This window comes from Lysinibacillus sp. C5.1, from assembly GCF_016350185.1.
GTDB classification, from domain to species: Bacteria; Bacillota; Bacilli; order Bacillales_A; family Planococcaceae; genus Lysinibacillus; species Lysinibacillus sphaericus.
Window position 1 is genome coordinate 3,937,833 of sequence record NZ_CP066226.1, and the last position, 23,924, is coordinate 3,961,756.

General features: G+C 35.2%; 36 protein-coding genes. 2 read left to right on the forward strand and 34 right to left on the reverse strand.

The window, feature by feature from the left end; all coding sequences use genetic code 11:
• Positions 1 to 212 precede the first annotated feature (212 nt).
• Both I5435_RS19230 and I5435_RS19235 read left to right on the forward strand, forming a co-directional pair.
• On the forward strand, positions 213 to 380 hold the full coding sequence (locus I5435_RS19230; RefSeq protein WP_158497906.1) for a hypothetical protein: 168 nt from the start codon (positions 213 to 215) through the stop codon (positions 378 to 380).
• A 78-nt stretch (positions 381 to 458) separates the two neighbouring features.
• Positions 459 to 1,022 (forward strand): DUF5067 domain-containing protein, encoded by a 564-nt coding sequence (locus I5435_RS19235; RefSeq protein ID WP_337982792.1) that lies wholly within the window; start codon positions 459 to 461, stop codon positions 1,020 to 1,022.
• Positions 1,023 to 1,075: 53 nt separating this feature from the next.
• Here the strand turns inward: I5435_RS19235 and I5435_RS19240 are convergent, their stop codons facing one another.
• The 34 genes from I5435_RS19240 to I5435_RS19410 all read right to left on the reverse strand — a co-directional run bounded on the left by I5435_RS19240 (position 1,076) and on the right by I5435_RS19410 (position 23,897).
• The gene (locus I5435_RS19240) at positions 1,076 to 1,816 is read right to left on the reverse strand and encodes a peptidoglycan recognition protein family protein (RefSeq protein WP_337982793.1); all 741 of its coding nucleotides are present in this window, start codon (positions 1,814 to 1,816) and stop codon (positions 1,076 to 1,078) included.
• Positions 1,816 to 2,076, reverse strand: a complete 261-nt coding sequence (locus I5435_RS19245) for a phage holin (RefSeq protein ID WP_337982794.1) — start codon at positions 2,074 to 2,076, stop codon at positions 1,816 to 1,818. The genes I5435_RS19240 and I5435_RS19245 overlap by 1 nt, the downstream gene beginning before the upstream one ends.
• Positions 2,066 to 2,359 carry a hypothetical protein gene (locus tag I5435_RS19250; RefSeq protein WP_029747502.1) on the reverse strand — a complete coding sequence of 98 codons (294 nt, stop codon included), beginning with the start codon at positions 2,357 to 2,359 and terminating at the stop codon, positions 2,066 to 2,068. Before I5435_RS19250 ends, I5435_RS19245 begins: the two co-directional genes overlap by 11 nt.
• A gap of 76 nt (positions 2,360 to 2,435) precedes the next feature.
• Complete coding sequence (locus tag I5435_RS19255; RefSeq protein WP_337982795.1) at positions 2,436 to 2,885, reverse strand: hypothetical protein; 450 nt, start codon at positions 2,883 to 2,885, stop codon at positions 2,436 to 2,438.
• 82 nt (positions 2,886 to 2,967) lie between these two features.
• Positions 2,968 to 3,135 carry a hypothetical protein gene (locus I5435_RS19260; protein ID WP_337982796.1) on the reverse strand — a complete coding sequence of 56 codons (168 nt, stop codon included), beginning with the start codon at positions 3,133 to 3,135 and terminating at the stop codon, positions 2,968 to 2,970.
• Between the two features lie 49 nt (positions 3,136 to 3,184).
• Positions 3,185 to 3,553 (reverse strand): hypothetical protein, encoded by a 369-nt coding sequence (locus I5435_RS19265; protein ID WP_337982797.1) that lies wholly within the window; start codon positions 3,551 to 3,553, stop codon positions 3,185 to 3,187.
• Positions 3,550 to 4,554, reverse strand: a complete 1,005-nt coding sequence (locus I5435_RS19270; protein ID WP_337982798.1) for a hypothetical protein — start codon at positions 4,552 to 4,554, stop codon at positions 3,550 to 3,552. The genes I5435_RS19265 and I5435_RS19270 overlap by 4 nt, the downstream gene beginning before the upstream one ends.
• Positions 4,517 to 4,843 (reverse strand): hypothetical protein, encoded by a 327-nt coding sequence (locus I5435_RS19275; RefSeq protein WP_337982799.1) that lies wholly within the window; start codon positions 4,841 to 4,843, stop codon positions 4,517 to 4,519. Before I5435_RS19275 ends, I5435_RS19270 begins: the two co-directional genes overlap by 38 nt.
• A complete protein-coding gene (locus tag I5435_RS19280; RefSeq protein ID WP_337982800.1) occupies positions 4,843 to 5,739 on the reverse strand; it encodes a hypothetical protein in 897 nt (298 codons plus the stop codon). The genes I5435_RS19275 and I5435_RS19280 overlap by 1 nt, the downstream gene beginning before the upstream one ends.
• On the reverse strand, positions 5,717 to 5,938 hold the full coding sequence (locus I5435_RS19285; protein WP_337982801.1) for a hypothetical protein: 222 nt from the start codon (positions 5,936 to 5,938) through the stop codon (positions 5,717 to 5,719). Before I5435_RS19285 ends, I5435_RS19280 begins: the two co-directional genes overlap by 23 nt.
• Before the next feature lie 2 nt (positions 5,939 to 5,940).
• Positions 5,941 to 7,038, reverse strand: a complete 1,098-nt coding sequence (locus tag I5435_RS19290; protein ID WP_337982802.1) for a siphovirus ReqiPepy6 Gp37-like family protein — start codon at positions 7,036 to 7,038, stop codon at positions 5,941 to 5,943.
• A 2-nt stretch (positions 7,039 to 7,040) separates the two neighbouring features.
• Positions 7,041 to 7,916: a phage tail domain-containing protein gene (locus tag I5435_RS19295; RefSeq protein WP_337982803.1), complete on the reverse strand. Its 876-nt coding sequence runs from the start codon at positions 7,914 to 7,916 to the stop codon at positions 7,041 to 7,043.
• A 14-nt stretch (positions 7,917 to 7,930) separates the two neighbouring features.
• Positions 7,931 to 12,430, reverse strand: coding sequence for a hypothetical protein (locus I5435_RS19300; RefSeq protein ID WP_337982804.1), 4,500 nt, complete (start codon positions 12,428 to 12,430; stop codon positions 7,931 to 7,933).
• A 269-nt stretch (positions 12,431 to 12,699) separates the two neighbouring features.
• Positions 12,700 to 13,053 carry a hypothetical protein gene (locus I5435_RS19310; RefSeq protein WP_025220552.1) on the reverse strand — a complete coding sequence of 118 codons (354 nt, stop codon included), beginning with the start codon at positions 13,051 to 13,053 and terminating at the stop codon, positions 12,700 to 12,702.
• Positions 13,054 to 13,067: 14 nt separating this feature from the next.
• On the reverse strand, positions 13,068 to 13,676 hold the full coding sequence (locus tag I5435_RS19315) for a major tail protein (RefSeq protein WP_038510611.1): 609 nt from the start codon (positions 13,674 to 13,676) through the stop codon (positions 13,068 to 13,070).
• A gap of 101 nt (positions 13,677 to 13,777) precedes the next feature.
• Positions 13,778 to 14,092 (reverse strand): hypothetical protein, encoded by a 315-nt coding sequence (locus tag I5435_RS19320; RefSeq protein WP_337982805.1) that lies wholly within the window; start codon positions 14,090 to 14,092, stop codon positions 13,778 to 13,780.
• The gene (locus tag I5435_RS19325; RefSeq protein WP_337982806.1) at positions 14,089 to 14,454 is read right to left on the reverse strand and encodes an HK97 gp10 family phage protein; all 366 of its coding nucleotides are present in this window, start codon (positions 14,452 to 14,454) and stop codon (positions 14,089 to 14,091) included. The genes I5435_RS19320 and I5435_RS19325 overlap by 4 nt, the downstream gene beginning before the upstream one ends.
• Positions 14,444 to 14,722: a hypothetical protein gene (locus I5435_RS19330; protein WP_038510614.1), complete on the reverse strand. Its 279-nt coding sequence runs from the start codon at positions 14,720 to 14,722 to the stop codon at positions 14,444 to 14,446. The genes I5435_RS19325 and I5435_RS19330 overlap by 11 nt, the downstream gene beginning before the upstream one ends.
• A 52-nt stretch (positions 14,723 to 14,774) precedes the next feature.
• Positions 14,775 to 15,071 (reverse strand): hypothetical protein, encoded by a 297-nt coding sequence (locus I5435_RS19335; protein WP_231786360.1) that lies wholly within the window; start codon positions 15,069 to 15,071, stop codon positions 14,775 to 14,777.
• A complete protein-coding gene (locus I5435_RS19340) occupies positions 15,071 to 15,256 on the reverse strand; it encodes a hypothetical protein (RefSeq protein WP_231785109.1) in 186 nt (61 codons plus the stop codon). The genes I5435_RS19335 and I5435_RS19340 overlap by 1 nt, the downstream gene beginning before the upstream one ends.
• Positions 15,257 to 15,275: 19 nt before the next feature.
• Entirely contained in the window at positions 15,276 to 16,562 is a 1,287-nt protein-coding gene (locus I5435_RS19345; protein WP_231785110.1) for a phage major capsid protein, read from the reverse strand.
• Positions 16,559 to 17,140, reverse strand: a complete 582-nt coding sequence (locus I5435_RS19350; RefSeq protein WP_025220560.1) for an HK97 family phage prohead protease — start codon at positions 17,138 to 17,140, stop codon at positions 16,559 to 16,561. The genes I5435_RS19345 and I5435_RS19350 overlap by 4 nt, the downstream gene beginning before the upstream one ends.
• Complete coding sequence (locus I5435_RS19355; protein ID WP_337982807.1) at positions 17,133 to 18,329, reverse strand: phage portal protein; 1,197 nt, start codon at positions 18,327 to 18,329, stop codon at positions 17,133 to 17,135. Before I5435_RS19355 ends, I5435_RS19350 begins: the two co-directional genes overlap by 8 nt.
• Positions 18,330 to 18,500, reverse strand: coding sequence for a hypothetical protein (locus I5435_RS19360; RefSeq protein ID WP_231785112.1), 171 nt, complete (start codon positions 18,498 to 18,500; stop codon positions 18,330 to 18,332).
• 4 nt (positions 18,501 to 18,504) lie between these two features.
• The gene (locus I5435_RS19365) at positions 18,505 to 20,193 is read right to left on the reverse strand and encodes a terminase large subunit (RefSeq protein ID WP_443136948.1); all 1,689 of its coding nucleotides are present in this window, start codon (positions 20,191 to 20,193) and stop codon (positions 18,505 to 18,507) included.
• Between the two features lie 22 nt (positions 20,194 to 20,215).
• Positions 20,216 to 20,569: a P27 family phage terminase small subunit gene (locus I5435_RS19370; protein ID WP_231785113.1), complete on the reverse strand. Its 354-nt coding sequence runs from the start codon at positions 20,567 to 20,569 to the stop codon at positions 20,216 to 20,218.
• Positions 20,570 to 20,659: 90 nt separating this feature from the next.
• The gene (locus I5435_RS19375) at positions 20,660 to 20,938 is read right to left on the reverse strand and encodes an HNH endonuclease (RefSeq protein WP_337982809.1); all 279 of its coding nucleotides are present in this window, start codon (positions 20,936 to 20,938) and stop codon (positions 20,660 to 20,662) included.
• A complete protein-coding gene (locus I5435_RS19380) occupies positions 20,938 to 21,276 on the reverse strand; it encodes a hypothetical protein (protein ID WP_337982810.1) in 339 nt (112 codons plus the stop codon). The genes I5435_RS19375 and I5435_RS19380 overlap by 1 nt, the downstream gene beginning before the upstream one ends.
• Before the next feature lie 100 nt (positions 21,277 to 21,376).
• Complete coding sequence (locus I5435_RS19385) at positions 21,377 to 21,607, reverse strand: hydrolase (protein WP_337982811.1); 231 nt, start codon at positions 21,605 to 21,607, stop codon at positions 21,377 to 21,379.
• A 10-nt stretch (positions 21,608 to 21,617) separates the two neighbouring features.
• Entirely contained in the window at positions 21,618 to 21,851 is a 234-nt protein-coding gene (locus I5435_RS19390) for a hypothetical protein (protein WP_337982812.1), read from the reverse strand.
• On the reverse strand, positions 21,842 to 22,198 hold the full coding sequence (locus I5435_RS19395; protein WP_337982813.1) for a hypothetical protein: 357 nt from the start codon (positions 22,196 to 22,198) through the stop codon (positions 21,842 to 21,844). Before I5435_RS19395 ends, I5435_RS19390 begins: the two co-directional genes overlap by 10 nt.
• A gap of 195 nt (positions 22,199 to 22,393) precedes the next feature.
• Positions 22,394 to 22,963 (reverse strand): hypothetical protein, encoded by a 570-nt coding sequence (locus I5435_RS19400; RefSeq protein WP_337982814.1) that lies wholly within the window; start codon positions 22,961 to 22,963, stop codon positions 22,394 to 22,396.
• Positions 22,964 to 22,999: 36 nt separating this feature from the next.
• Positions 23,000 to 23,188, reverse strand: a complete 189-nt coding sequence (locus I5435_RS19405; protein WP_337982815.1) for a hypothetical protein — start codon at positions 23,186 to 23,188, stop codon at positions 23,000 to 23,002.
• A 319-nt stretch (positions 23,189 to 23,507) separates the two neighbouring features.
• Positions 23,508 to 23,897 (reverse strand): hypothetical protein, encoded by a 390-nt coding sequence (locus I5435_RS19410; protein ID WP_337982816.1) that lies wholly within the window; start codon positions 23,895 to 23,897, stop codon positions 23,508 to 23,510.
• Positions 23,898 to 23,924 lie beyond the last annotated feature (27 nt).

Consider the following 23,924-nt stretch of genomic DNA (forward strand, 5'->3'; position numbering starts at 1 on the left):
TTGATAAATCAGCATTTATGCACAACCTTGTGCATAAATTGTGCATTTTTATTTTTTGTGCATTGTAAGGCTATTTTTAATAACGATTAATAGTCTTACTTTTTATTGCACATGGTATTCTTTAAAAGCGTATACTTACTTGTGAATCCTTTACATTTTATCTATTTGTTATTAGTATTCCTGTTTGTTAATCATCTATTAGGAGGGTAACCATGTTTAAACAACTAATTAGTAAAAAGAAACGTCAACTAAAGAAACAAGCTAAAAAAGCAATGTATGAAGCTATCGGAGTTAAACCTATAAAGATTAAGAAACCTAAGCCATTAATTAAGAAAAAGCGCAAACCATCTTTAAAACGAACAATTAAAAAATTATTTTAAAGATCACGTTTCTCTTTTTCATCTGTACTTTTTACTCTTAATTACCTAAAATGGAAATACAGAGGGAGGAATTATATAGTGAAAAAATTAATTTTTAGTGCAGCGTTAGTTTTAAGTTTAGGATTAGCAGGATGTGGAGAAGAAAAAGCTAAAGAAGAACCAAACAAAGAGGAATCTCAAACACCTGTAACTGCTGATAGTTCAGAAAAAGAAGAAAAAAATGAGGATGTTTACTTTAAAGATGGTGAAGCTAAATTAGTCGATTTAAAGGTTAACATTACTCAAACAAAAATAATTCCTGTTGGAGAAAAAGGAAATGAATACGGTGAAAAACCTGTAATTGCTATATGGTATAATACAACAAATCTAAGTGATAAAGAGATTGATCCTACAACTGCTTGGACAGTCGTCTTTACAGCAATCCAAGATAACAATCCTAATTCTGTGAATGAATTAGAAGTTGGCATGTTACCTGACGATAAATTTTTAAATACGCAACTAGAAGTGATTAAAAAAGATGGAACAGTTGAAAATGCAATCGCCTATGAATTAGACGATTTAGAAACACCCGTAACACTAGTTGCAACCCAAGGGATTGAAGGTAAAGAATTAGGTAGACAAGATTTTGAAGTAAAACAATAATCACAAACAAAAAAAGCCCAGACTCAAAATTAATTGAGCGCTGGGCTTTACTGTTATGCAGCTATAATGTTTGCAACTTGTGCAAGTTTAGCTGCTTTAATTTTATTTGCTCCAGCTTGTGCAGCATCCATGCCAGTAAACGTTCCTGATTTAATACGCCATTCCGAATCATCTTGCTCAATATAAGCCACCCACCCGAAACGATGTTTTAACACATCCAAAGCATTTTCAGCAGCCTGCAAAGTACTGTATGTGCCTGTTAAAATACGATACTTATTGTTGTCTGCGATTGGTTTTGGTTGTTTTATAGCACCAGCGTTTTTAACCATTTGTAAGAAGACAGCCCAAGTAACATTACCTGCACGGATTTCACGAGGACAGTTTTTACCACTGTAATAATTGTGCTGAACAACATCAGTAATAGCAAGTCCCTCATCTTTTAATATCTTAGCAACTAACTCTGCGGTATTTTCCACTGTTTTTCTATAGTTGGCATCACTATTCACACACATTTCTACATGTATACCCTCTGTATTGCCTTTCGCTGTTCCAGCAGCCCAGCATTTCCATGTATGTTCAAAGGATTGTACCGCTTCTTTATCATCTACTTGCCAATGCCATGAAGCAGAGCGACTGTTACCATTTGCTTGTAAGCGAGCATGAGCATCAGCGTCAGCACCTGTTCGATAATTGTCAGTACCATGTATAACTACTTTTCTTTTAGTATTTCCTTTACCATTTGTAACTTTAGCTGCCTGTGCATCAGATACTAGCTTTTTACGTACTGTCACCATTACTGTACACCATCCTTTGGCTTGTCATAATTCATTGCTCTCTCACTATCAGAAACACCGCTTGTTGTTGGATCAATGATAATACCAAGCAATCCTAAAATACTTAATACAGTCTCTGAAATAGCTGTAATTTGATCGTTGTAAATTGTAATATCTACATAAAAAATGCCCGCTATTTGATTAGCGAGCACAAGTAACAATGCGATTAATGACACCCAAAATTGTTTATGTTGTAAACGTACTTTCCAATTAATTTTCATACACTTTATCCCCCAATTCATCAATTCGTTTGTGCGCTTGCTTACTCGATTCTTCAACGCGTGTAACACGTTCTGATAAGTCCATACGTGCCTTTTGTTCGACTTTCATATCAACTCGTATATTTTCCACACCGTTATTAATTGAATCTAATTTTGTACTAATAACGGCAGATTCGGCAGCACTTTGTTGTACGTCTTTATCTCTGTTTTTCAAAAATGCAAGATATGTGAAAAGCATTCCAAACAACGCACTTAGAACACCTACGATAGCTGTTAATTCCATTACAACACTTCCTTTTCTGCATAATAAAAAGGACACGTCTATTAACGTATCCCTTTTAGTTTAAATAAAAATCAATTTAGTATTTTGGCAGTTTATGATTTTGAAGAATAAAGTCATTATCTTTCAATTTCCCGCCGAAAGCCATACCCACTATTTTACCCTTTGAGCTATATTTAACTTCTAATTCAGAGAATATTTCTTGCGGATAATGTTCTCTTTGAACCCATCGAATGAATTTATGTGCATTGTCTCCAATAATAGCAATAGGTAAATAATTATCATAGATTACCGATATTACCTGTTCAATAAAATTAGTTGGGCTTTGATATTCCTTCTTTGTACTAATTAAAATTGTTGCAATCGTATCATCATCAAGATTTTTTGATCCAATATGCATTTCTACATCACAGTAACTTACTGGTACAATACCATCTTCTCCGGGTACTAAAGTTGCCAAATAAAAAGGTACTTGAAATTGATAAATCCCCGAATGAAGGTTAAAGGCATACTCCTTTTGCTTAAACATTATTAATCCCCCCTTTCATCTTTATTATTCGACAAAAGGTAATGTTTTCCTTCTAATTTAGACAATAAAAATAACGCTAAGCTTATGCTTGCGTTTTCTCTAACACTTCTTCAATTGGATTACCATAACCATCTAACCCTAAAGCCTCTAGTTTTGTAAGTACTGGAGCTTTTAATTTCGCTGGCACACGTTCAATCGTTGAGCCTGTTTTGTCTGTGTTTGCAATTAATAATACATATCCATCTATCATTTTGCAGACCTCCAATTTTAGTTTTAATTTTATTTTTAACAACAGTGCTCTAAGCATTGTTGGATGTTCCTTTTAATGCAGCTACTTCTTCACGCAATGCAATTAGTTCTTCATAAACACCTAATACAGCATCGACAGTAATTAGATTGTTTTGTTCTGTAACTGTAAATAGCCTACTTATTTTTTCTTCGAGTGTTTCAGTTTGCTCAGGCTCTGTTGGCTGCTCAATGATTGGTGGTTCTTTATCAGATGGGAAAGGTTCATAATAGAAAGAACCATCCTCTTTTTTTCGTAGAATACCAGAACCTTCTGGAACCGTCATTTCTTCAATTTTAGGACGCATCCATTCGGGAACGTTATTAATATCGAAGAATAACGCGTACGAGCCATCGCCATTATGGTGTGCATAACCAATCATTTAAGCACCTCCTTATAATGAGATATAATATTGGATTTAGTTAGCAATCTAAAGTGTCTACTAAATGCTGTAACATATACTTTACCATCTCGTATATACCCGTATTGGTCTCCAGCATATAATGTTCTACCAAAATCATTTTGATTCATATATTTAATGGCAGGAACGCATATATTCGACCCTTTCCACTTCCCGTCAATAAGTCGATATTCCTGTAATATATCGTATCCGTTTCCGTCAATTTGATAGCCTGTGATAGTATAAGGTTGAATGTACATAAGATTTTTGTTTTGATAATCGAACAACGGATATTTCATTAAAACTGCTCCATTAACATATTGATGAACGGTTAAATCATCGTAATTTATAACCATACTATTCGATGACGAACCATTTCCGAAAGCTATCAATATTAAATTTTTATTATCAAATTTATATTTAACACACCATAACGACCTTATACTCGGAACAGTTACATTTGTCAAATTGTTAGATGCGACTAATGTTAACTTACCGTTAGACCTGTCGAATTTCTTTCTCTCCATACCAAACGAATTAGTACTTATTGTCCACAGAACATACACATTATCGTTATCGTCTCCCCAGAATGCGTTAGCTGAAGCATTACCAGTATAATAATATGTTTGACCTATTCCAGAGAAACTCGATGGTTTCCCAAATGAGTCATAATTTATTTTACAAACTTGAATCACGTTTGCGTCTCCGAGAGCTGCCATAAAATATTGACCAAATCTGACCATTTCACCAGTAAATGGCGTACTGTATGAGCCTAGAGTTCCAGAACCACCGTTCCACCCAATGGTTCTGATATATTCATATGTGAATCTATTGAATACTGCGAAAATGGCAACCTGCTGAACTTTATTATAGCCTCTAATATATATATAATTATCGTCAATAAAATTGTTTCCCGTAGCTCCAAACCAGTTTGGAGTGTCCTTACTAATCATGACAGCATTTAAAACTTCTAGAGCTGTCATATCCACTATTATAATACATAAAATGTATATTATTCTCGATGTGGTATTTCTGAATAATGTCCGACACGTTTATACTAGATGCTAAATCCGGAAATTTTGTTTTTAACGATTCCTGAAGTGGAGCTAGGGAATTTTCACCTTCTATTGTTCTAAAATCGTATATATCGTTCATAACTGGTAAATATTTTTTACCAACATTGTCTACTAAAAGTCCATTATTGGCTTCTAATGATTCAATTAAAGTTTTAATCTCTAATTGTGTAGGCTCTGTCGCTACTTGAAATTTCATTAGCTATTCACCTCTTCTGCTTCGAAATATAGTTTACCATCTTCGATAATCCAGCCCGTTGCATATTTTTTACCTGTCACTACATCAATTTGAAAATGTGGCAAACGCGCATGTTTATGGTCTTCAATCATATTAAATAAATTACCCGCAGCATCCTCGCTCAACTTTCCTTTTACAGTTTCAAACCATGCATCGAAACCATTCTTACGTCCTTCTAGCCACGCATAATAAAGTTGCTCCTCTGCTTGTCTCCATGCTGTGAAATCTTGTTCCTGTGCGTCAATCCAAGCTTCTAAAGCTGTGGTTACATTTGTTTGCCATGTTAAAAATTCAGATGCTTTTGTAACTGAATAATCATCAAACCATTGTTGGTACTGATTAAAGATTGTCGTAGTATCTACTTGGTCAACAACACCATGCATGAGACCACATAAGTTATTATTTAATCGCGTATCTGTAATAGTAGCTTGATTAATTGTTAGAGCACCTTTTGCAATATAAACATCTGCTAATGCTAACTCATAGGCATCTGCATCACGCTTTAATGTTGGTGCAACAGGTGAAGCAGATAGCACACCTTTCTTGACCTCCACACTCATCTTTCTTTGAATAAAATCTAATCGAATGACAATACGATCAATACGATTAAGTGTTGTATCTCCAGTGGAAAGAGCTAAATTATAATCCTCATCATTAATTAAATAATAACCATTGACCCACGCTTTACCTGGGCGAACAATTACACTCATTGAATCTCCATTTGCTTTAATTTGTAAGCAATCAGAAGGTTTAACAAAAATACCATTACCAATAAACGTTGCAAAATACCGAGCGAAATCCTCTGCTTTATATCTTCTATCTCCATTAATGGAGTTAAACATTCCAAATTTCATCATTTATTTCACCTTCTTGCTGTGTTAATTTCGAAGTTATTAGCGGATAGATTGATTTAATGAATAACACATCTTCTTTATTTTGTTTTAATAACGGCACAGTATTTTCAAGTATTTCGCCTTTTCTTTCAATTACGAAGTGAACATAGGCTTCACCTTCAATACCAACCATTTCAAATTTATGAAGTTTAAATTTCATCATTGCTACTTCACCATCCTTTTTATAGCCTGCGGAAGAGTAGGCACTGATTTACCAACCGTCACGTAGATTGATTTACCATCCTCCTGAAATACTTCATCTGCTTGCATCACACGGCTATTCATTAAAATCCCTAAATCATCATCTTTAATCGTGACTAAATCACCCAAGAAGAAATCTTCGTTGTATTTTGTATTTTCTTTGGTCACATCTAACTCACAATCAAAGCCGATGAACTCCGTATATTCTGCTATCTTTTCGTTGCCTTTAGCTACAAGTAAATTGTTGTATTCACCGTCTGGAATCGGTATCTGCTCGCCGTCACTGTCTCTTGTATCCGAAATCTCGCGTGCATCAATAAATATTTCACGTCTATTTAACCCTGTAATAGATGTCCCAATACTCGCCATCTTACGCACTGTACCTTCGCCAGCACCGCCTATTAGAGCTGTTGTTTTTAAATCATTGTCTGCATCCTCGTACGTACGTTTAAGCAAGTTACTACGATTCTTTGACAAGATAATACGTGGATTCAAACTTTGATTAATCGTTCTGTCTACCCCTTCATAAAAATCATATTCGAGCTTTCTACCATCGAATAAAGAACGCATTCCAATTTCATGTGTAGTACATAAACTCTCACATACTTCATACACCTGTTTGTATGAAATTTGCTGTTGAACAGCTTGACCAATATTTTTTATGATAGCTAGTTGTATCTGCGGAATTTTACGAGCTGGATCAGTTGGGCTTATCATACTTTCAATGATACTTTGTCTCATTATTTTTTCAGGCGTATCATTGAAGTCGTATTGCTTCCACAAAATACGTCTGTCTGTCCATCGTGTCAGAGAGAAGCATTTAATTACTAATTGATCCACTCCACTACTGTCATCAAATTGGCGATAATAAATAAACATTGCTTCATTATCATCTTGCCGATGAATAATATTTCCTTTTTTCAACAACTCAATATTTTTCATTGTTACATCGACATGCAACTCCGCTTCGGCAAATGGTCCATACTTCTTTCTCCAAAGTAGATAAGAAAACTTACCGATGTATCCTAGTTTTTGAAAATTCTCGTTGTATACATATAGCATGGCTACACCCCTACAAATTGAGGTGTGAAGTAAATAGACACCTCTAAATTAGATACAAATTCAGCAGCATCATAGCGAATCAAGTTATCTCCAACATCCACACTTAATTGAATATCGGAATCATGTGAAAGATAATTGAAGTAATTAATCTGTTGTCCGTTACGTTCAAGAATGGCGTACTCATCTCCACGCTTTGTATTAACAGTAACAACATCTCCACCTTTTAAGGTAGCTTCGATTTTTACAATTCTCCCAGTATCTACTACTTCAATGTACGGATCAACCACACTTCCAATAGCTTTAAATTGAATACGTAGAGGAGAGGCTGTATCGCTATCATTGAAAACGTTGACTACGTTATTCGTCTCTCGATAGCCCATTTCAATACCGTCTCCTTCCGCATCAATTTCCAGCTCAAATTCAAAGGCAGCTACCCACATAGCAATCTCATACTTTTGTTCTTCTGTGTACCACCAAGGATTCGGACATAAAAATGAAATCATAAATTCAGGAATGTCGTGCCTACTGACTACTGGTGTCTTTTCAACTTTGCAATCAATATAACGAACAATATCTCCATTGGTATATTTCAGTGTAAATTGATGTTTAGGATTAAAAAAACGAATAATCTTTGTTCTGTTAATATCTTTATCTAATCGAATACGACCATTAATCACAATGTTTCTTTCTCTGACGCTAGAACCCTTTATATTAGTGCCGTCCTCGTTATAATTTTTTACGTTATAAAATTCATTTTCTAATACTTCTAGTCCATCTGCGCCGTCTAAATAAAAAGGGCTAGACACCGAAATTTCAAATGTCTGCCCTCGATGATTATCAAAAATTAATTTCTCTCGCCTTTGGAAAGACTCAATCATGTCCTAGCCCCCTTTTAAAACTGTAATCCCATTTCTTTTAATGCGTTTTTAGCCATTCTGGCTGACTCGTATGGATCAAGTGCTTTTGGACTTGTAAAACTCATATGATAATGATTTTCTGTTTTTGTAGTCGTTGTTGTAGATGGCGTATTTGCTTGAACTATAGCTGTCTTATTTGAAACAGACTTTTCAGCACTGCTTGCAAGTGAACCATAAACATTATTCATAGCACGTTGCAATCTACCACTAGACTTTTCCATCCCCTTAATGAGACCTTCATTGATATTAACACCAAAGCCCATTGTTACCCTTGAAGGTGAATGAATATCTAATGCAGCAGCTATTGTTCTTGCAATGTTATCTGCAATTTCTTGCGCTTTAGCATATAATGCTCCAGCTGTGGATGAAAGACCTTCTAAAAGCCCATTACCTGCATCTACACCAATTTGCTTTAAGGATGAAAGCTCCGATTTAGTCCCTTGTGTAACAGCTTTGATTTTATCTTGCCATTCGTTATTTAATTTTGATAATTCATCATTGGCAGCCTTTCGCATTTCATCAATTTTTGTTTGAGTATCAGTTTTCATACCTAATAACTCTTTCTCCGCTTGCTCTCTTGCAAGTTGTGATTTCTCTTGATAAAGTGCGCTGTATTGGGTTAATTGTTCATCAGTTAATTGGTTCAAAGCCACAAGTTCTGGCAAAGCTTTTACACCTAATGATGAAAGTTCTTCAAGTAACTCTTTATTAACACCTCTACTTGATAAGGTTTCAAATTCAGATTGCCATTGTTTAAATCCATCAACCTGTCCTTGTAAATTAGACATTAGTTCAAGACCTGTACGATTTAAATCAACTTTGAAAGCATCGAACGTACCTGCATATGACATAAGCGTTGATACGCGATTGTCAAAAGCCGTCTTATACTCTTTGTTTAATCTATCTTCTTCTTTTAATAGATCATCATTTATTTGCTTTATCTGTGATTGATAATCTTTGTTAATGGAAACTATCTCTTTGTTCACTGCTTCTAATGCTTTTCGGTACTCCTTTTGTGCCTCTATTCGTTCTTTACTACCTTCATCAAACAAGCCAATGGTTTTTTCCCAAATTTTCGCTTCTTCTACTAAAGACAGTTCCTCCAAAGATTTTTTATCAGCTATATTTTGTTTAACATTTTCCAATTCTTTTTTGTTAATGTCTTCCACGGCTTTTTTATATGCTTTTTGAGCTTCTACACGTTCTTTCGTACCTTCATCGAAAAGTGCAATAGATTTTTCCCAAAGTGCAGCTTCTTGTTCTAAGCTCATTTCTTCAAGTGATTGTTTGTCGCTAATATATAATTTAATTTCTTCTAACATTTCTTTTTGATTTTTTGTAATTAACTCTACTTTTTGTTTAGTAGCTTTGCTCTCAATATCAGCAACCTTTTTTGCACTATCTTCTTTTATGCGTTCGATTTTCAAGTTTTCATCGGCGGTTAATTTTCTTTTCTTTTTAGCTGCATCACGTTGTATTTTTTCAATATTTTCTGTAGCGCGCTTTTCAATTTTAGCGATTTCTTCTTTTGATGCTGTAGTAATCTTCTTTTCTTCATCTAAATTATTTTCAGCAACGTCAATTAATATTCCGCCTAATTCTTCAATTGATTTTTGTACCTTAGATTGTGAACCATCTAAGCCGTTTACAAGACCCTCGCCTGTCCATAAACCAATTTGCTCAAAAACCTTTGAAGGTGAATGGATACCAAGCAAACTCTTTGCTTTACTTACTACACCATCCACAACTCCAGTAATGGATTCAATAGCATTTGCAGTCATGGCAGAAATACCTTTAATGAGACCGTTAATTATATCTCTACCAATTGACGTAAATTGTTCAGGTAAAGATTTAATTTTATTAATGAGACCATCTTTAATTTCATTCATCTTATTTAAAACATTTGTTTTCATAGTTGAAATGATGTTCACGAAATTGGTAGCTAAGTTCTTAACAAAATTCACGACAGAATTAACCATGTTGGAAATAGTACTAACTGAATTAGTAACCAAATTTTTAAAGAAGTTAATAACAGATGTAGAAAAATTCGATACAGTGGTTGATGCTTTTGTGCCCATTGAAGTAAAGAAGCTAACAATGTTATCCCACATGCCTTTTAACAGATTTACACCCGTTTTAGCCAAGTTCATAACGATTGTTTTAATTCCACCAAAGAAGCTTAATGTCATCCAACCAACTACTACATCAATAGCTCCTTTAAAAATCTGCTTTACGCCTTCCCACAATTTTGAGAAATCCCCTGTGAACAGCCCGCTAAAAACTTTTATAGCCCCCATTATGACATTCAATGCACCATCAATGACCTGTTTAATGGCATTCCATACAGTTTCGACTATAAATTTAACCGCTGGCATGACAAACTCTATTACAGCCTTTATGCCATTAAAGACATTTTGTACAGCTTGTAAAATTTGAGTGCCATTCTCACTCCAAAATTGCTTTATTTGAGCTACTTTTTCACCAATAAAAGAAGCCACTGTTTCAAATACAGTGACTGCAACATCCCTTATCGCCTGAAATACACTATTCACATTTTCTCTAAATGTTTCAGAATTTTTGTATGCAGCCACAAGCGCGATTCCAAGACCTGCTATCGCAGCAACAATCAGAACAATTGGTCCAGAAATAGTCCCTATTGCAGCTACTAAAGCTGGCCATGCAGTTACAAGCCCACCTACCGCTGGCATTAAAGCCATAAACGCACCTGCAAGAATTGCAATCGTGGCAACTATTGCAACAATTGCTGCTGTTAATGTTGCATTATTACTTACCCATTCAGCTATTTTGCCAACAAAATCTGCAATACTAGCCAATACAGGCTCTAACGCTTCTTTAATACTCCCCATCGCTACCGCTAATTGATAAGCTGGGTCTGATTCTAATGTTGAAACATCACCATTTAATGCTTCGGTGTTTTGCGCTGCCGTCCTGATATGTTCATTCATACCCTGAATTGTTTGCGAAACCTTGCTTCCTTGTTCCTCCCAAAGCGTACCGTACATTTTCACACCAAGTTCATTTCGTTTGGTATCATCATCTATTAATGACAAGGCTTGATTCATTTCTTGCATGGCTTTCACACCATTTTGACCGCCCGAAGCTACTGCTTGACCCCATTTAACTAATTGTTGTTCACTGATATTAGTACCTTTAATAGCATCCTGCATAGATTTGTCGATACCCTGACCGAATTCAGCGGCTACAATTCTTCCCTCTTTTAAACCGTCCAAAAGTATATCAATATTCCATGTACCAGTGGCAACACCCGATGCCATTATTGCTTGCACTTGTTCAGCATTGTAACCAGCCATGACAAGTTGACTTCCATACTCTGAAATGATGTCTAATTGTTCTGGCGGAAATCCAACATCTAATAAACCGTTAACAAGACCTAAAGCTTCTTTTTGCGAGATACCGAGTTCTTTACCTATTTCATGTGATTCTTGAATCAACTCTTTAAAATCAATTTCTTTATAGGCATGTGAAATAGCAGCAGCGCCTTTTATGATTTCCTGATTAGTTTCGATAGAAGCGTCTTTATTAAGAGCTAATTGTCTTCGTACACCCTCGTATGCTGCCTCCTCATCACCAATCGCAGCCGTCGTTTCCATAATTGTCTGCCTAACTGCTTTAGTATCGGCTTCGTTCAGGTTCATAGACATTTCAATTTGAGTATTCAAACTAGAAACATCTAATGCTTTTTCTATAACTCCCGCAATTCCTCCGCCCGCTGCTAGTCCTGCAACCACTCCTGATAATTCTTGACCAAATCCATTGACAGCTTCCTCCGCTTGATTAGCTTCTTGAGTGATTCTTGCTAAGTCTTGTCGAACTCCACTTAAATCAGCTCCTTCGGCTGCTCTCCTTAGCGCATCTCTCATTTGGTCAATATCAACGCCAGCACCTAATGCATGTTGTCCCATTATACGTAAAGCACGATTCATTTGATCCGTAGTGGCAGAACCATCTCTAATTGCATTTGTTAAACGTGTGCCCAATAAGTCAGCGAATTGGTTAACATCTGTACCCGTTGCTTCAAAAAAAGCCGATAACTCTCCTGTAGCACGCGCCAATCGACTTTGTTCAACAGCAGTGCTATCTATTTGAGCATTGTAACGTTGCATCTTTGCTTCAGTAGTTGCTAATTCACGTTGAAATGCCCTGTACTGTTCTACTCCTATTTCACCGCTTCTAAATTGAGCTTCTACTTGTGATTGAGCAGTTTTTAAAACATCTAGTTTTTCACTAGTTTTTTGTATTTGCTCTGCTAAAAGCTGCTGTTTTTGAGCGATTAATTCAGCATTCCCTGGATCGAATTTCAAAGCACGTTCAACTTCTTTTAACTCACTAGCAACTTTATTACTTTCCTTATTAACATCTTTTAAAGCATCCGTCAGCCCTCTTGTATCTCCACCAATCTCTATTGTAATCCCTTGTATTCGACCACTAGACATTCATTCCACCTACCCCCTACCTTCTAAAAATAAAAAGCACCTACCAAAAGGTAAGTGCTAGAATGAATCGAAATCTGCTTGTGTTGCTTTGCGAACTTTCGCTTCTTTTTTATTCGGATTTTTAGTTTCTAAATACTCATCAATGTAATCTAAACACATACCAAAAGTCATTGTTTCCAAATCATCATGCGAAAGGTTACATTCTCGACATAACACTAAAAATTGCTCTGTGCTAATTGGGCGACTTGATTCAACAGCATTGCTACTTGTTATTTTTTTTTAGAAGCAATCGTCTTTTCAAGTAACATTTGTAACGGTTCAATGATATCCAAAATCGGGAACTCATCAAATGATTCTAACCATTTCATAGGTTCAGGAATTTCATTATTTGCCGTTTTAGCAAAAACCCAAGCAATATCGAAAAACATATTGAAATCAACATGTTCACGAATCCATTGGATTTTTTCACTTTGACTCATATCATCAAAGCTCTTTTCTGCAACACCCATACTTAGAATATCTTTTAACAAATCACGTTGAAATTGCATCATATAACGCTTTGCAACCGCGCCATTTGATTTAAAAGGTACTTCTTTCCCATCAATAGGTAATGTAATTTCCATTGGTTACCCTCCTCTTACGCGCCCTCAACAGTTGCAATTTTTTGGTATACCTTTTTGAACCAATTACTGTATATTTCTTCTTTAGTTGTTGATGTTGTCTTTGTTTTTACCATCAATTTTTCACCAATTTTTATAGGCGATGCAGTAAGCGTTAATTCGTTTGGTGATACTTCTGTACCTTCTTCTTTTGTATTACCACTGATACTTGGACGATTAGCAGTACAATTGTATAAAACATGACGAGTTGCCTTTTGATCTCCTTCGAACTGGAATAAAAGCGCAAACGGTTTACCTTGGGCATTCGCCAATTCATTTAATACCCCATCTGTTGAATCAAGTTCCTCTCCTAATGCGTCAATTGCAAATTGCTGTGGAATAAGTGCAATACTCAATGTAGCCTCATATCCTTGGTTACTATTAACAACATAGTAGACCATGTTATCAGCGAAGAATTTCGTTGCCTCACCAATTGGTTCAGAAGTAATGCTTACTGCACCCGGAATTGGAATTGGTGTTTCAAAAATAATCTCATTATTAGTACCCTCGGTATACGGTGCATAGTGAACATTACTTAATCCAAATTCAACTTTATTTTCTGCAAAGAACTGGATATCTAAATCCATGATTGGTTTCCAATGAAACGGAATAGTAATTTTATCATTCGAATTTTGCGTGATTTTTTTACCATTTAATACGTTATACATACTTTTCACACTCCGATTTTTTAAATTAATGTAACTGAAAATACACATTGAAAGACCCCTTCCGATTCAATAAAAACGGTAGGGGTTTGTTCGTATGGTATTTCATTTTCGTTTAACATCTCTTTTATTTTCTTTTCTGCCGTAAAATCTTTTGTTTTTGTATATAACTCAATATTTACAAGCGTTCCTTCTACAAAGACTTTATTGTCAGCATAAAAATTATTAGACCCATCATCTAAATAGCAAATGAATGGTGGTTCTTGGGTACTTGTGAAATGAGAATAGCGAGTAGGATACAAAGAATTTAATTTATGAGCTAATTCAGTTAGAGTCATTCACTCAACCCCCTTTGTAATTCTCCCTTAAATTCATTTATCAATTTATCCTCCACTGGCGCAATATGAACTCTTGCCCCAACCCTACCACCATTCACCTTTGCATGTCCCTTTTCAAGTAAATGCGTTAACCTATAATGTTTCTTATTGTGAATGATAAACTTTTTACCAACTTTTTTATAATCCCAACTTGCTGCATAATCACCGCCCATAGGTGATTTTGGCGAATCAGCTTTCAACAACTCTACACCGTCACTTGCTACTTTTTCTGAAATAACATCTATCTTTTCTTCTGTTTGACGAGCATATAATGCAAGAGTGCGATTTATTTCAGCAGCCAATGATTCAACGTCAATTGACACCTTTACGCACCTCGCAATACAGCTCAATATCACCGTCATTACGTACAAATGTCCGATATATTGAATACTTCACACGATTATATTCAACTTCTTTTTCGCCATCATATTCATCATGGTCGATGATTAAAGTTAATTGCGCTTTTAATCCTACTTGCATTGTGACGGAAAATTCGCGTTGACCAATACTTACAGGCGCACAGTATACCAACTCTGGTAAAGTGGTTTCTATTTCTTGAAGCATTTCATCAAGAATAATAGTTGAGGACATTAAAAAACACACATCGTCTTTTGATATGTGTTGACCATTTTGTACAGATTGTTTAAGGCTCGGCATCACTTGCACCAGCCTTTTGAATAACACGGTTATGAATACGGAATTTCAAATTTCTAGGAAGCCCTACGTCTTCTTGACGTTTTCTGTAGTTCCATACAGCATAATCCACAATGAGTTGAGTATCTTCTACACTAGTAGATTCAGCCATATTAACGCCCATTTTTTCTATTTCCTTCTTAGCTGTTTTCAAAATGTTAATAAAATAGGTATCACGCAAATTATGTGTAATACTTAAATCTAACTTCAATAATTGCAAACAGTTAGCAAGTAAGGTTTCTTCCATCACTCCTCACCGTCCTCACTTATTTCTTCAATTAGTGGTATGCCAATTTTATTATCAGTTGAAGACAATTCATCAATACGTGCCTTTGTTACACGCCCTTTACGTGGATATTTATCATCTACTTTATAAATATGGTCATTGTCTTTCAAGTCACGAAACATATAAATAACTTTATATTTTGCCACTTATATCACCCTTTCATAATTACGCTCCTGCTACTCCTTCAACATCTTTGATAGTAACTAATACAAACGCATCTACATTAGTTGGCTTCCCATCGTAACGTCCTTTTCCACGAAAAGCAGTTTGATCTTCGACAAATTTAACATGTTCCGAATTGTCGATAGTAATAGATTCACGTTCAATTAGAGTGTATTTATCATATTCACCAAAAAGGACTTGATCCACTTCCACACCATTGTTAAATACAACTGGCAAACCTAATAAATCAGGTTGCTTTAAGTTAGGTAATTTACCAACAACATTACCTTCCGCATTCACCTGAATTGAAAATTCAAGGAAACGATTATAATAAGTCGAGCGTTTCATTACAGCAGCAATTTCCCCTACAGTATCTTCACCAGTATCAATTAACCCAATTTGTTTGACAGTATTTTTAACCAAATTTGCATCCGCTTTAACTTCTACTTTATGTTCTGTTTTTAGAGAAGGTACAATACCAGTTGGTTGTTTATTCGCTGCGCCCTCACCTTTTACAATCGCAATATCTAAAGCCTTTGCGATGGCACGAGCAATTTTCTTTGTTACATAGTCATCCAGATTAATAATTGAATCATTCAATAAATAATTATCTACAAATGTTACTTTACCTACTTTGAAACCATCAAAGTCAATAGCCGTAACTGTTCCTACGTCACCAGTTGGAATAGCTGCTTTTTGTTCAATCCAAGTCGCTGCTGTTGTATCTGTATCCACCAAAATACGAGTTGTACCTTTTACAGTGATTTTATCGACAAGTGGATAAAGTGTTGTGAAATCACCCATTATGTCCATAATTCGATTCACTACTACTTCTGGAATAGTTAATTCTCCACCTGTTACGGCACGGAGGTTTTTAAACTGATCGTAAAACTCCTTTACCTCACTACGCTCGTAGTATTCGCCTGTTTTTAATAATTCACGAACTTGTAAACGATTCATGTTTTCTTCACCTCTTGTTTGATTTTGTAATTGCATAGAACGTTGTTGATTGGTAGGAGCATTTGAATTTAACTGCTCTAATTCCGTTTCAAGTGTTTTTATTTCATCTTCTAAAACAGATTTTTTACTAGCAACTTCTTCTTTATCACTGTCCAGCTTGTTAATTTCAGATTCCACGGTCGAAATTTCTTCATCAGTTTTTGCTTCTTCCAACGCTGCAACTAGTTCTGCACTTCGATTTTGAAATTCTTCTTCACGCAACATCAAATCTACTAATGTTGATTTACGTTGTTCAATTTTCTTACTAACCATTAATTGTTTTAAAGTCATCTTTGTAGCCTCGCTTTCAATTCTTGTTTTCTTTGTTCAAATTTCCGCTCTTTCATTTGCTCAAATTGAGCATGTCTAGCTTGCACACTTGTTTCTTCATAAGCTGGAAATGTAACTACTGAAACTTCGTGTAAATCAGCCTTATTAATTGTCCATTTAACTTTTCCATCATCAAACCACTCTGTAGATTCATCTATGATGTTGAAACCAAATGAACATTGATCTACATCACCGCGCTTTACACGTTCATATAAATTCATTGCATCTGTATCTTTAGGGTTCAGACGAATTTTTCCCCACAGTCCCCTAGAATCTATTTTTAATTCCAATGTTCCTGATTTATTTCGACCAAGTACAAGTGCAGAATCATGATTAATTAACGCTCTAATATCATTGCTTAAGGTATCATCAAATGCTGTTGGTGCTATTACTTCAAAAGCACCCTTCCAAAGTTCCGTTTCTTTTCCAAAGACAGCAAAATAGCCCTCTATAATGTACTCATTTTCTTGCTCATTACGAGTTTGCAACTCACTTACTGCACTCCTAATTTGAATTACATTCCCACGTTCCTTATTCATTCTTATCACCACCTTGTATTAATTTCTTTTGAAGTCCTATCGTGTCTGCTGGAATGTAGTTTTCAAGCATTACAAGTTCATTTAATCCATTCATAGGTGATAGTCCCACTTTATCGCGTACTTCGTTACCCGGAGATAACCCTTTTACATATAAATCACTGTAAACTGCTGCAATTTCTGTAATTGAGTACGCATATAAACTGTGAGGATTAAGTTTAAAATACCAATTTGGCTGATATAAAAGCCCCTTTGTTAACACTTGTTCGATTCCTTTCGCAATTGGAAGGATAGTTGTATCAATAAAATTGTTATATTCATCTTTATTAAATTGTCCAATCCCCATGAAAAAAGCTGGCACTCCTATGAGTCCAGCAACAGTCTTTTTATCCAATTCAACCGCTTCGTTAATTGCTAAATCATTTAAAGTCAAAGGCTTAATTTGTTCCACTTTCACTAAATCAGCAGGAATTACCCAAGGCATACCTGTGTCCGTATCGGACACGTACTTTTTAAGAATTTTTTCTCTACCATCATCACTTGATAATTCTTCTGTTAAAGCATCCACAGCAATGATTAACGGAGGTTTCCATTTATCACTCATAAAGTTCTTCTTTGTATGAGCTGCTTGTTTCAAATTGTGTACTAAGTCTTTCAGGACTACTTGTAGACCCTTTCCCTTCCACGGATATTCTGGATCAGGATTATAAACAAAATGAAGAACTTCATCATAGTTGAAGACTCTAGAGCCGTAACGGATTGAGTACCCATTATTAGTTTCTAATAAATTTACTTTCGATGGTTGTAATGGTATTAGTTCCGAAATCATTCCATCTTCAACAACAGGATAAACAATACTATTCCCTCTACCATCAAGTAACATCGAATAAATAATGTTGTACACCCACGTTTTTCTTGTCATCAAAGAATAAGGATTTATATCAAGCTTTCTTGACAAAGCATTCTTAATTCTTACATCCCCATCATCCGTATTCTCCATTAAGTGAATTGTCATTGTAGAAACTAAATTAGCTATTTTATGGACTGCTGTTTGCACTTCTGGATTGTCCGAAAGCTTTGTATAACCATTGACTAATAAAGATGAATCTTGACCTGACATAAATAAACCTATTGGACTTTCATTTGTTTCTGCTCTGATTTTCCTTTCACTTCTCGTAAATAAAAAACCCATTTACTCAATCCTCTCCTTTCCCAGACGAACCAAAATTATACTCGTACCGTAAAGTAATGCACCTGTTACGATAAAGCCAACAGGAATAGAGAGCATAAAAAAACCTATCGCAAGAAATACAACTCCGATAAGCAACATGATTTCTAAAATATTATCTTGTATTAAACCCAACTAATTATCCCCCTAACCAAGCCGATACATCTGCCGATTTTGTCATATCTTCTAGCATCTGAATTGAAGCAAAAACTGTAGCATCAAATATATCAATACGTTGAGTTTCCATAACTTTTTCGTATTGAATCATATCATCAGTCTTTTCTATAGCAGCAACATTTTGAGTACAGTATTCGAAAGCTTGGGAGTGTAAGTAATAAAAATGACCATCTTTTGCTTTCTTTTCAATTCGTCTAAAACCTTCTGATTTTTTATAAAAGTATTGTGGTTGATCTATAACTTTAAACCCTGCTTGCTTCATAGCTAAAAAGAATTCACGACTAAATTTGCGGTCAAATCCTACTTTTTTGATTTTAAAGCCCTTCTTTTTCATCTTAATAAACCAATTCACAATATCAGAATGATTAACCGTTGCAGTATTACACATAGTTAGCCAACCATCATCTTTCCATCCAAACAAAGGAATCCCATCTTCCTCCGCTTTCGCTGTTGCTGCTACAATCGGAAACCATGCATGAGTGATTGTTATATCGACACCTTGATAATTTCCGTATAATGCTCCTGCTGTAAGGTCATGCATCTTGGATAAGTCTGCGCCCCCATACCAAGTGATAGGTAACTTCGCCAATTCTTCAATAGTCCATTTATATTTTTTATCCGATGTCTTAAATTCATCAATATTGAAGTACGCTTTAATAGCAGATGTATATATGTTTAAGGATTTTGCCAAGAAATCTTTTCTTTGTTGAGGATCATTTTGAGCCTGCAATGCATCACTTAACATATCCTGCGGGCGAATGGACACCCCATAAGCAGGATTAGCCTTTTCATGTTCAATAGGATTCGTATAATCCACATTGCCTTTTTCATCTTCATCCGCTTTTGCTATAAATACAAAATATTGCTCGTCCTCTACCGTTCCATCTAATATTTTCTTACAATACTGTAAACGCTGATAACAAAATGAAGACATATTATCACCTGCTGTTGTAATACCAATCATCAGCTTGTTAGTGTATGCCTTCATTGCTTCTTTAATGATGTTATATTGTTTAGGAGTTTTATAAGCGTGCATTTCATCCGCAATACCAATATTACAGTTCAATGAGTCCTGTTTATCAGGATTAGCAGCTAACGCCTGTATAAAAAGCGAACCGTCTCCAAAATCACCTGAAATAGAATGTTCCTGATTATTATCTATAACTCGGAAATTTTCTTTTTCACCCATTTGACCAAGGTTGAAATTTATAAAATTGAAACTTTCAAGGGCTTGCTTTAAAGCAGCAGCAACAATATACACTTTTGAACCTGATCTCCTATTTAATAAACCTAACGCCCATGCTAATGCAGCAGCAAATGACGTTTTAATATTTTTTCGAGGAATGTAAATAAAAGCTTCTTTGAAACGCCTAATATCAGTATCTTTATGAAAAAATCCTAACAGGTTATAAACTTGATATTTATGAAAAGGCTCTAATAAAAAAGGCTTTCCTCTTAATGGTGTACCATCCAACATCTCCCCTTGCGCATGTACAAATGTCTTTTCAATAATTCCAATAACAAACTCTGCATCTTTTGGGCGGAACTCGTAATCTGGATTTTCTAAATCCCTTAAAAACCTTTCACAACCCTGTATTTGCTCTTTATTTGCTAACTTTCTCCCTTCCACTATTGATTTCGCATACTCCATTACAAGATTAAAGTTCTTATGTTTAGCCACCAAGACTACTTAAAACCTCTGCTAATCCCTTTTTCTTTTTAGGAGTATTGCCACTTGTATCATTTGATTTTGGATTCAGGCATAGCCGATCAGAGTATGCGAGAATATCTTTCCTAAGTGATTCCAAGGTTGCAACAATTGGCGATTTTTTTGCACCACCAGCTGCCGTATAACTTTCATATTCATATCCTTCTTCTTCGAACTTTTCAGTCAAAATTAAGTATTGATGAACAATATCCGAATATGCGTCAATCAGGCGATTATATTGAGGTTTGTGGACTCCAAGGTCTTTCATATCTTTGATTGTCCTTCGCTTAATTGTTTCTTTGCTTGGTACTTTCGACATGCCTTTCACCTCCTCAAAAAAATTTTTCAAAACTTCGCTCTATTGGAAAAGGTCCTCCTCCTCGTTCCTCCCGTATTAGTTTTCTGAACTTTAAGGTAGGGGGGATACCTTTTCACGCCAATATTCTCCTAAATCTGTTAACGTATCATTAACACGATCATGCATCTTATCATGGCACGTACCGCATAAAGATAACAGATTCCAAGTCGTTAACCGCAAGTCAGGTCGTTCTTCTAATGGATTGCAATGATGCACCGTAGTCGCGGTTCGATTCTTACCGTACCGTTTACACTCTTGGCATTCATAATTATCACGTCTTAAAACTGTTTTTCGTTTATTACGCCAAGGTTTTGATTTGTAGAAGTTCATTAGTCGTTACCTTTTATTTGTTCCTTCAAAGTATTTACAATATCCTCTACGCTTTTATTATTTGGATTTACAATTGATATTGTTGTTTCTTTTTGTGTTGGTAGTTCTCCGCTATAACTGATGCCACACTTATGACACTTCACATCGTAATATGGACAACCGTCGTCATCATAATGTTTTTCTGATGAATAGTTTGGTTTGCCGTCATGTAATTCTGCATTATCAATTGCATCCAACTCATCAGCCAAGGCACTAACATGCTTTGCTATTGCTCTAAGCTTTAACTTAGATTTGTCGCCTAACCCTAATTCAATTGTGATTCCTTTAATCTCTGCCATTGTTTATCCCCCTAGTTTTTAGTGAATAGTGGTTTAATATTTACTGGTGGTCTTTCTTTAGCTGTAATTGATTTAACAATCATTGTTCAGCCCTGCACAATTAATAAATCTGATTACATACATCTTTCAACAGCAACTGTTCAATAGATGTTTGCTCTAAATAATCTTCACTGTAATACATTACTGAATCGCCATATCGCTTAAAGTATTTAAAATTCTTTTTAGAATCATGTTGATACAGTTGATATAACTCGGCTATGATTGTCGGGTCTGTATCAACATCTAATAATCCCAAAGTTTCAACTTTATCTTTTAAAGAGACCACTTTCATCCCTCCACAATTATTTGAATATCTTCTTACTGTCAAACCGTCCATTGTATCTCAATTTACTTTGAATGATTTCCATTGTACTTGCAGGATAAAGCCATTCAATCAAAAGTTCTGATTCATTTCTTGAATAACCGATTCGTTGCAAACCATGTGACGCACACTGCTTTAGAAAAGTCATTCCTTCACCACCTCTCAAGGCATAATAAAAAGCCATACCCATTTGGATATGACTCATTAAATCCACTCTACACCTTTTACAATATGCATTAATTCATGTGGTTCCATATAAGTAGTTTTGCCAGTACGTTTGAAATCACTATCTAACAACTCTAATAGTATTTCACTACCGTCTCGTTCATAACGGTTGATGCAATATATTTGGCGCTTACCCCTTATACAAGTAACTACATCATCTATTTCAAATGTTGGATACATACCTACAACTTCTTTTGTATCATCGTTTTCATACCAACACTCATAAGTCATTTGTCGGGTATCTTTCATAGTGCCATCGTCTAGAATATATTTTTTAATGGATAACGGTTGAATCGGTTCGTGACCATAAAATTTACGCCACTCAATTTTCTTCATCGTTTATCACCTCATCTTAGTTGTATCCAATTTTATAATAAAAAGCCACACCTTGTTAGATGTGACTCTGTAGTGTTGACGATTTCACAAACGTCTATTTAGTTGGAAGACTATTGATGTAAAGTAAATCCAATTACTCTACATTTCCATATTAACATAAGTTACATGCCCTTGTGTTGCCCTAAAAGTGCCTTGTTATTCGAGCTTTATACCGTAAATACCAAACAATAAAATAGCTAACCTCTCTGCAACATTATTAATTATTTTATATACGCTACGCTTATTGATGCCATAGCGCTCTGCAATGATTTCTATTTTTATTTTTTCCATATAGCACATCTTTATTATTTCTAAGTCCCGCATGTTGTTTTCTTGCTTATAAATATATTCTAGCGTGTCCAGTGCTTTATCAAGATATTGAATCATCGCTATAGTTGTTTGCGATGTCTGTTTTATGGATTGTACTATATCGCCTCCAAATTCAATTAAATTAATGATATTTTCCTTTTCTGAAATCATTAATCTGGGAATAGATACTTTTGCTTTGCGATCTATTTTCCCTACATATATTTTTAGTTCGTCATAATGTTTTAAGAGTTCTTTCGCATTGTACAATCGCTTGTTACGTTCCCTTTCGTTGATAATCGCTTTCGCTTCTTCATATGATTTAATTGCTTGCTGTGCTGCTATCTTTGCTACACGATCAATCGTAGTTTGTTCTAATTGATTTTCCTCTACCCTTATTTGCTCTTTAACTACTGTCATGATGTCTCACTCCTTTATATACGTATTTTTTCTAATTCATCCTTCCAGTTCAACCTGTAATCCATCCGCTTCTAAAAAACCTGCTAGGACTTCAAAATCATCACTAGCTATCACCATATCCCAAGCAAGACCTTCATAGCCGTATTCTTCTTGTAGAGTCTTTACCGCCTGTTCAAATCTAGTAAAATCATATTCACCGTGATTTATTGTTAAAGTTCGCGACATTAATTTCACATCTCCTATGCAATATCCTCATATTACTCAATTACTAAATTCCGAATCTAAAAACCCGAATATCCCAACACCGAAAACTTTTACAGAATACAAATCTTTCGCAACTCTATTGTCGAATCCATAATAATCAATAATTAGAGCCGATTCAGAAATTGAGTAATCTTGCAATTCACTACAAATCATTTCATGAAGCAATTTAATATTCTCGACTTCAACCTCTGTCTTTAGACTTTCTTCAAGTGAACCTCTATGAAATCTAAAATTAGGTATAATAATCACTCCTACTTATTTTCTTTCAAGTGTTTAGTAATTAATTTTTCAAATAACCAATTTCTTTTGCATAGTTAATAATTTCTTGTTGAATTTCATCACTATGCCCCCAGTCACCGCTATTTAATCCTCCGTAACCATGCTTACCATTTGCTGATTTACCGGTACGAATAAAGTAAGAGAAATCACAAACTAGTGACCACAAAGTTCCGCCATGTGAAAACCCTTGATGTGTAAATCCGCTGTACGCATAAACTTCCTCACTCGTGTAAGCATCCACAAAGTACACTCTCTCATTTTTAAGCTTCATATATGCTGTTTGTGGATTCGCTGTTACTCTATTTCTTTCACAAAAGAAAAACTTGCGACCTCGTTCAGAAATAAAATTAATTAAGTTATTAATAGCTTCTAAACGTTCTTTCTTGTCCATCTATTTCATCCTCCCTACACACTTTAC

Bases quoted from the DNA above. Each gene is read 5' to 3' on its own strand.
- I5435_RS19250 (WP_029747502.1), bottom strand. From the start codon at position 2,359: ATGGAATTAACAGCTATCGTAGGTGTTCTAAGTGCGTTGTTTGGAATG.
- I5435_RS19370 (WP_231785113.1), bottom strand. From the start codon at position 20,569: ATGTCGAAAGTACCAAGCAAAGAAACAATTAAGCGAAGGACAATCAAA.
- I5435_RS19310 (WP_025220552.1), bottom strand. From the start codon at position 13,053: ATGGAAATTACATTACCTATTGATGGGAAAGAAGTACCTTTTAAATCA.
- I5435_RS19350 (WP_025220560.1), bottom strand. From the start codon at position 17,140: ATGAATAAGGAACGTGGGAATGTAATTCAAATTAGGAGTGCAGTAAGT.
- I5435_RS19345 (WP_231785110.1), bottom strand. From the start codon at position 16,562: ATGACTTTAAAACAATTAATGGTTAGTAAGAAAATTGAACAACGTAAA.
- I5435_RS19380 (WP_337982810.1), bottom strand. From the start codon at position 21,276: ATGGCAGAGATTAAAGGAATCACAATTGAATTAGGGTTAGGCGACAAA.
- I5435_RS19270 (WP_337982798.1), bottom strand. From the start codon at position 4,554: ATGACAGCTCTAGAAGTTTTAAATGCTGTCATGATTAGTAAGGACACT.
- I5435_RS19395 (WP_337982813.1), bottom strand. From the start codon at position 22,198: ATGAAGAAAATTGAGTGGCGTAAATTTTATGGTCACGAACCGATTCAA.
- I5435_RS19275 (WP_337982799.1), bottom strand. From the start codon at position 4,843: ATGAAATTTCAAGTAGCGACAGAGCCTACACAATTAGAGATTAAAACT.
- I5435_RS19330 (WP_038510614.1), bottom strand. From the start codon at position 14,722: ATGTCCTCAACTATTATTCTTGATGAAATGCTTCAAGAAATAGAAACC.
- I5435_RS19260 (WP_337982796.1), bottom strand. From the start codon at position 3,135: ATGATAGATGGATATGTATTATTAATTGCAAACACAGACAAAACAGGC.
- I5435_RS19290 (WP_337982802.1), bottom strand. From the start codon at position 7,038: ATGCTATATGTATACAACGAGAATTTTCAAAAACTAGGATACATCGGT.
- I5435_RS19355 (WP_337982807.1), bottom strand. From the start codon at position 18,329: ATGGGTTTTTTATTTACGAGAAGTGAAAGGAAAATCAGAGCAGAAACA.
- I5435_RS19400 (WP_337982814.1), bottom strand. From the start codon at position 22,963: ATGACAGTAGTTAAAGAGCAAATAAGGGTAGAGGAAAATCAATTAGAA.
- I5435_RS19405 (WP_337982815.1), bottom strand. From the start codon at position 23,188: ATGTCGCGAACTTTAACAATAAATCACGGTGAATATGATTTTACTAGA.
- I5435_RS19315 (WP_038510611.1), bottom strand. From the start codon at position 13,676: ATGGATTTAGATATCCAGTTCTTTGCAGAAAATAAAGTTGAATTTGGA.
- I5435_RS19375 (WP_337982809.1), bottom strand. From the start codon at position 20,938: ATGAACTTCTACAAATCAAAACCTTGGCGTAATAAACGAAAAACAGTT.
- I5435_RS19245 (WP_337982794.1), bottom strand. From the start codon at position 2,076: ATGAAAATTAATTGGAAAGTACGTTTACAACATAAACAATTTTGGGTG.
- I5435_RS19385 (WP_337982811.1), bottom strand. From the start codon at position 21,607: ATGAAAGTGGTCTCTTTAAAAGATAAAGTTGAAACTTTGGGATTATTA.
- I5435_RS19265 (WP_337982797.1), bottom strand. From the start codon at position 3,553: ATGATTGGTTATGCACACCATAATGGCGATGGCTCGTACGCGTTATTC.
- I5435_RS19255 (WP_337982795.1), bottom strand. From the start codon at position 2,885: ATGTTTAAGCAAAAGGAGTATGCCTTTAACCTTCATTCGGGGATTTAT.
- I5435_RS19410 (WP_337982816.1), bottom strand. From the start codon at position 23,897: ATGGACAAGAAAGAACGTTTAGAAGCTATTAATAACTTAATTAATTTT.
- I5435_RS19365 (WP_443136948.1), bottom strand. From the start codon at position 20,193: ATGGAGTATGCGAAATCAATAGTGGAAGGGAGAAAGTTAGCAAATAAA.
- I5435_RS19335 (WP_231786360.1), bottom strand. From the start codon at position 15,071: ATGGAAGAAACCTTACTTGCTAACTGTTTGCAATTATTGAAGTTAGAT.
- I5435_RS19320 (WP_337982805.1), bottom strand. From the start codon at position 14,092: ATGACTCTAACTGAATTAGCTCATAAATTAAATTCTTTGTATCCTACT.
- I5435_RS19240 (WP_337982793.1), bottom strand. From the start codon at position 1,816: ATGGTGACAGTACGTAAAAAGCTAGTATCTGATGCACAGGCAGCTAAA.
- I5435_RS19230 (WP_158497906.1), top strand. From the start codon at position 213: ATGTTTAAACAACTAATTAGTAAAAAGAAACGTCAACTAAAGAAACAA.
- I5435_RS19280 (WP_337982800.1), bottom strand. From the start codon at position 5,739: ATGATGAAATTTGGAATGTTTAACTCCATTAATGGAGATAGAAGATAT.
- I5435_RS19295 (WP_337982803.1), bottom strand. From the start codon at position 7,916: ATGATTGAGTCTTTCCAAAGGCGAGAGAAATTAATTTTTGATAATCAT.
- I5435_RS19285 (WP_337982801.1), bottom strand. From the start codon at position 5,938: ATGATGAAATTTAAACTTCATAAATTTGAAATGGTTGGTATTGAAGGT.
- I5435_RS19300 (WP_337982804.1), bottom strand. From the start codon at position 12,430: ATGTCTAGTGGTCGAATACAAGGGATTACAATAGAGATTGGTGGAGAT.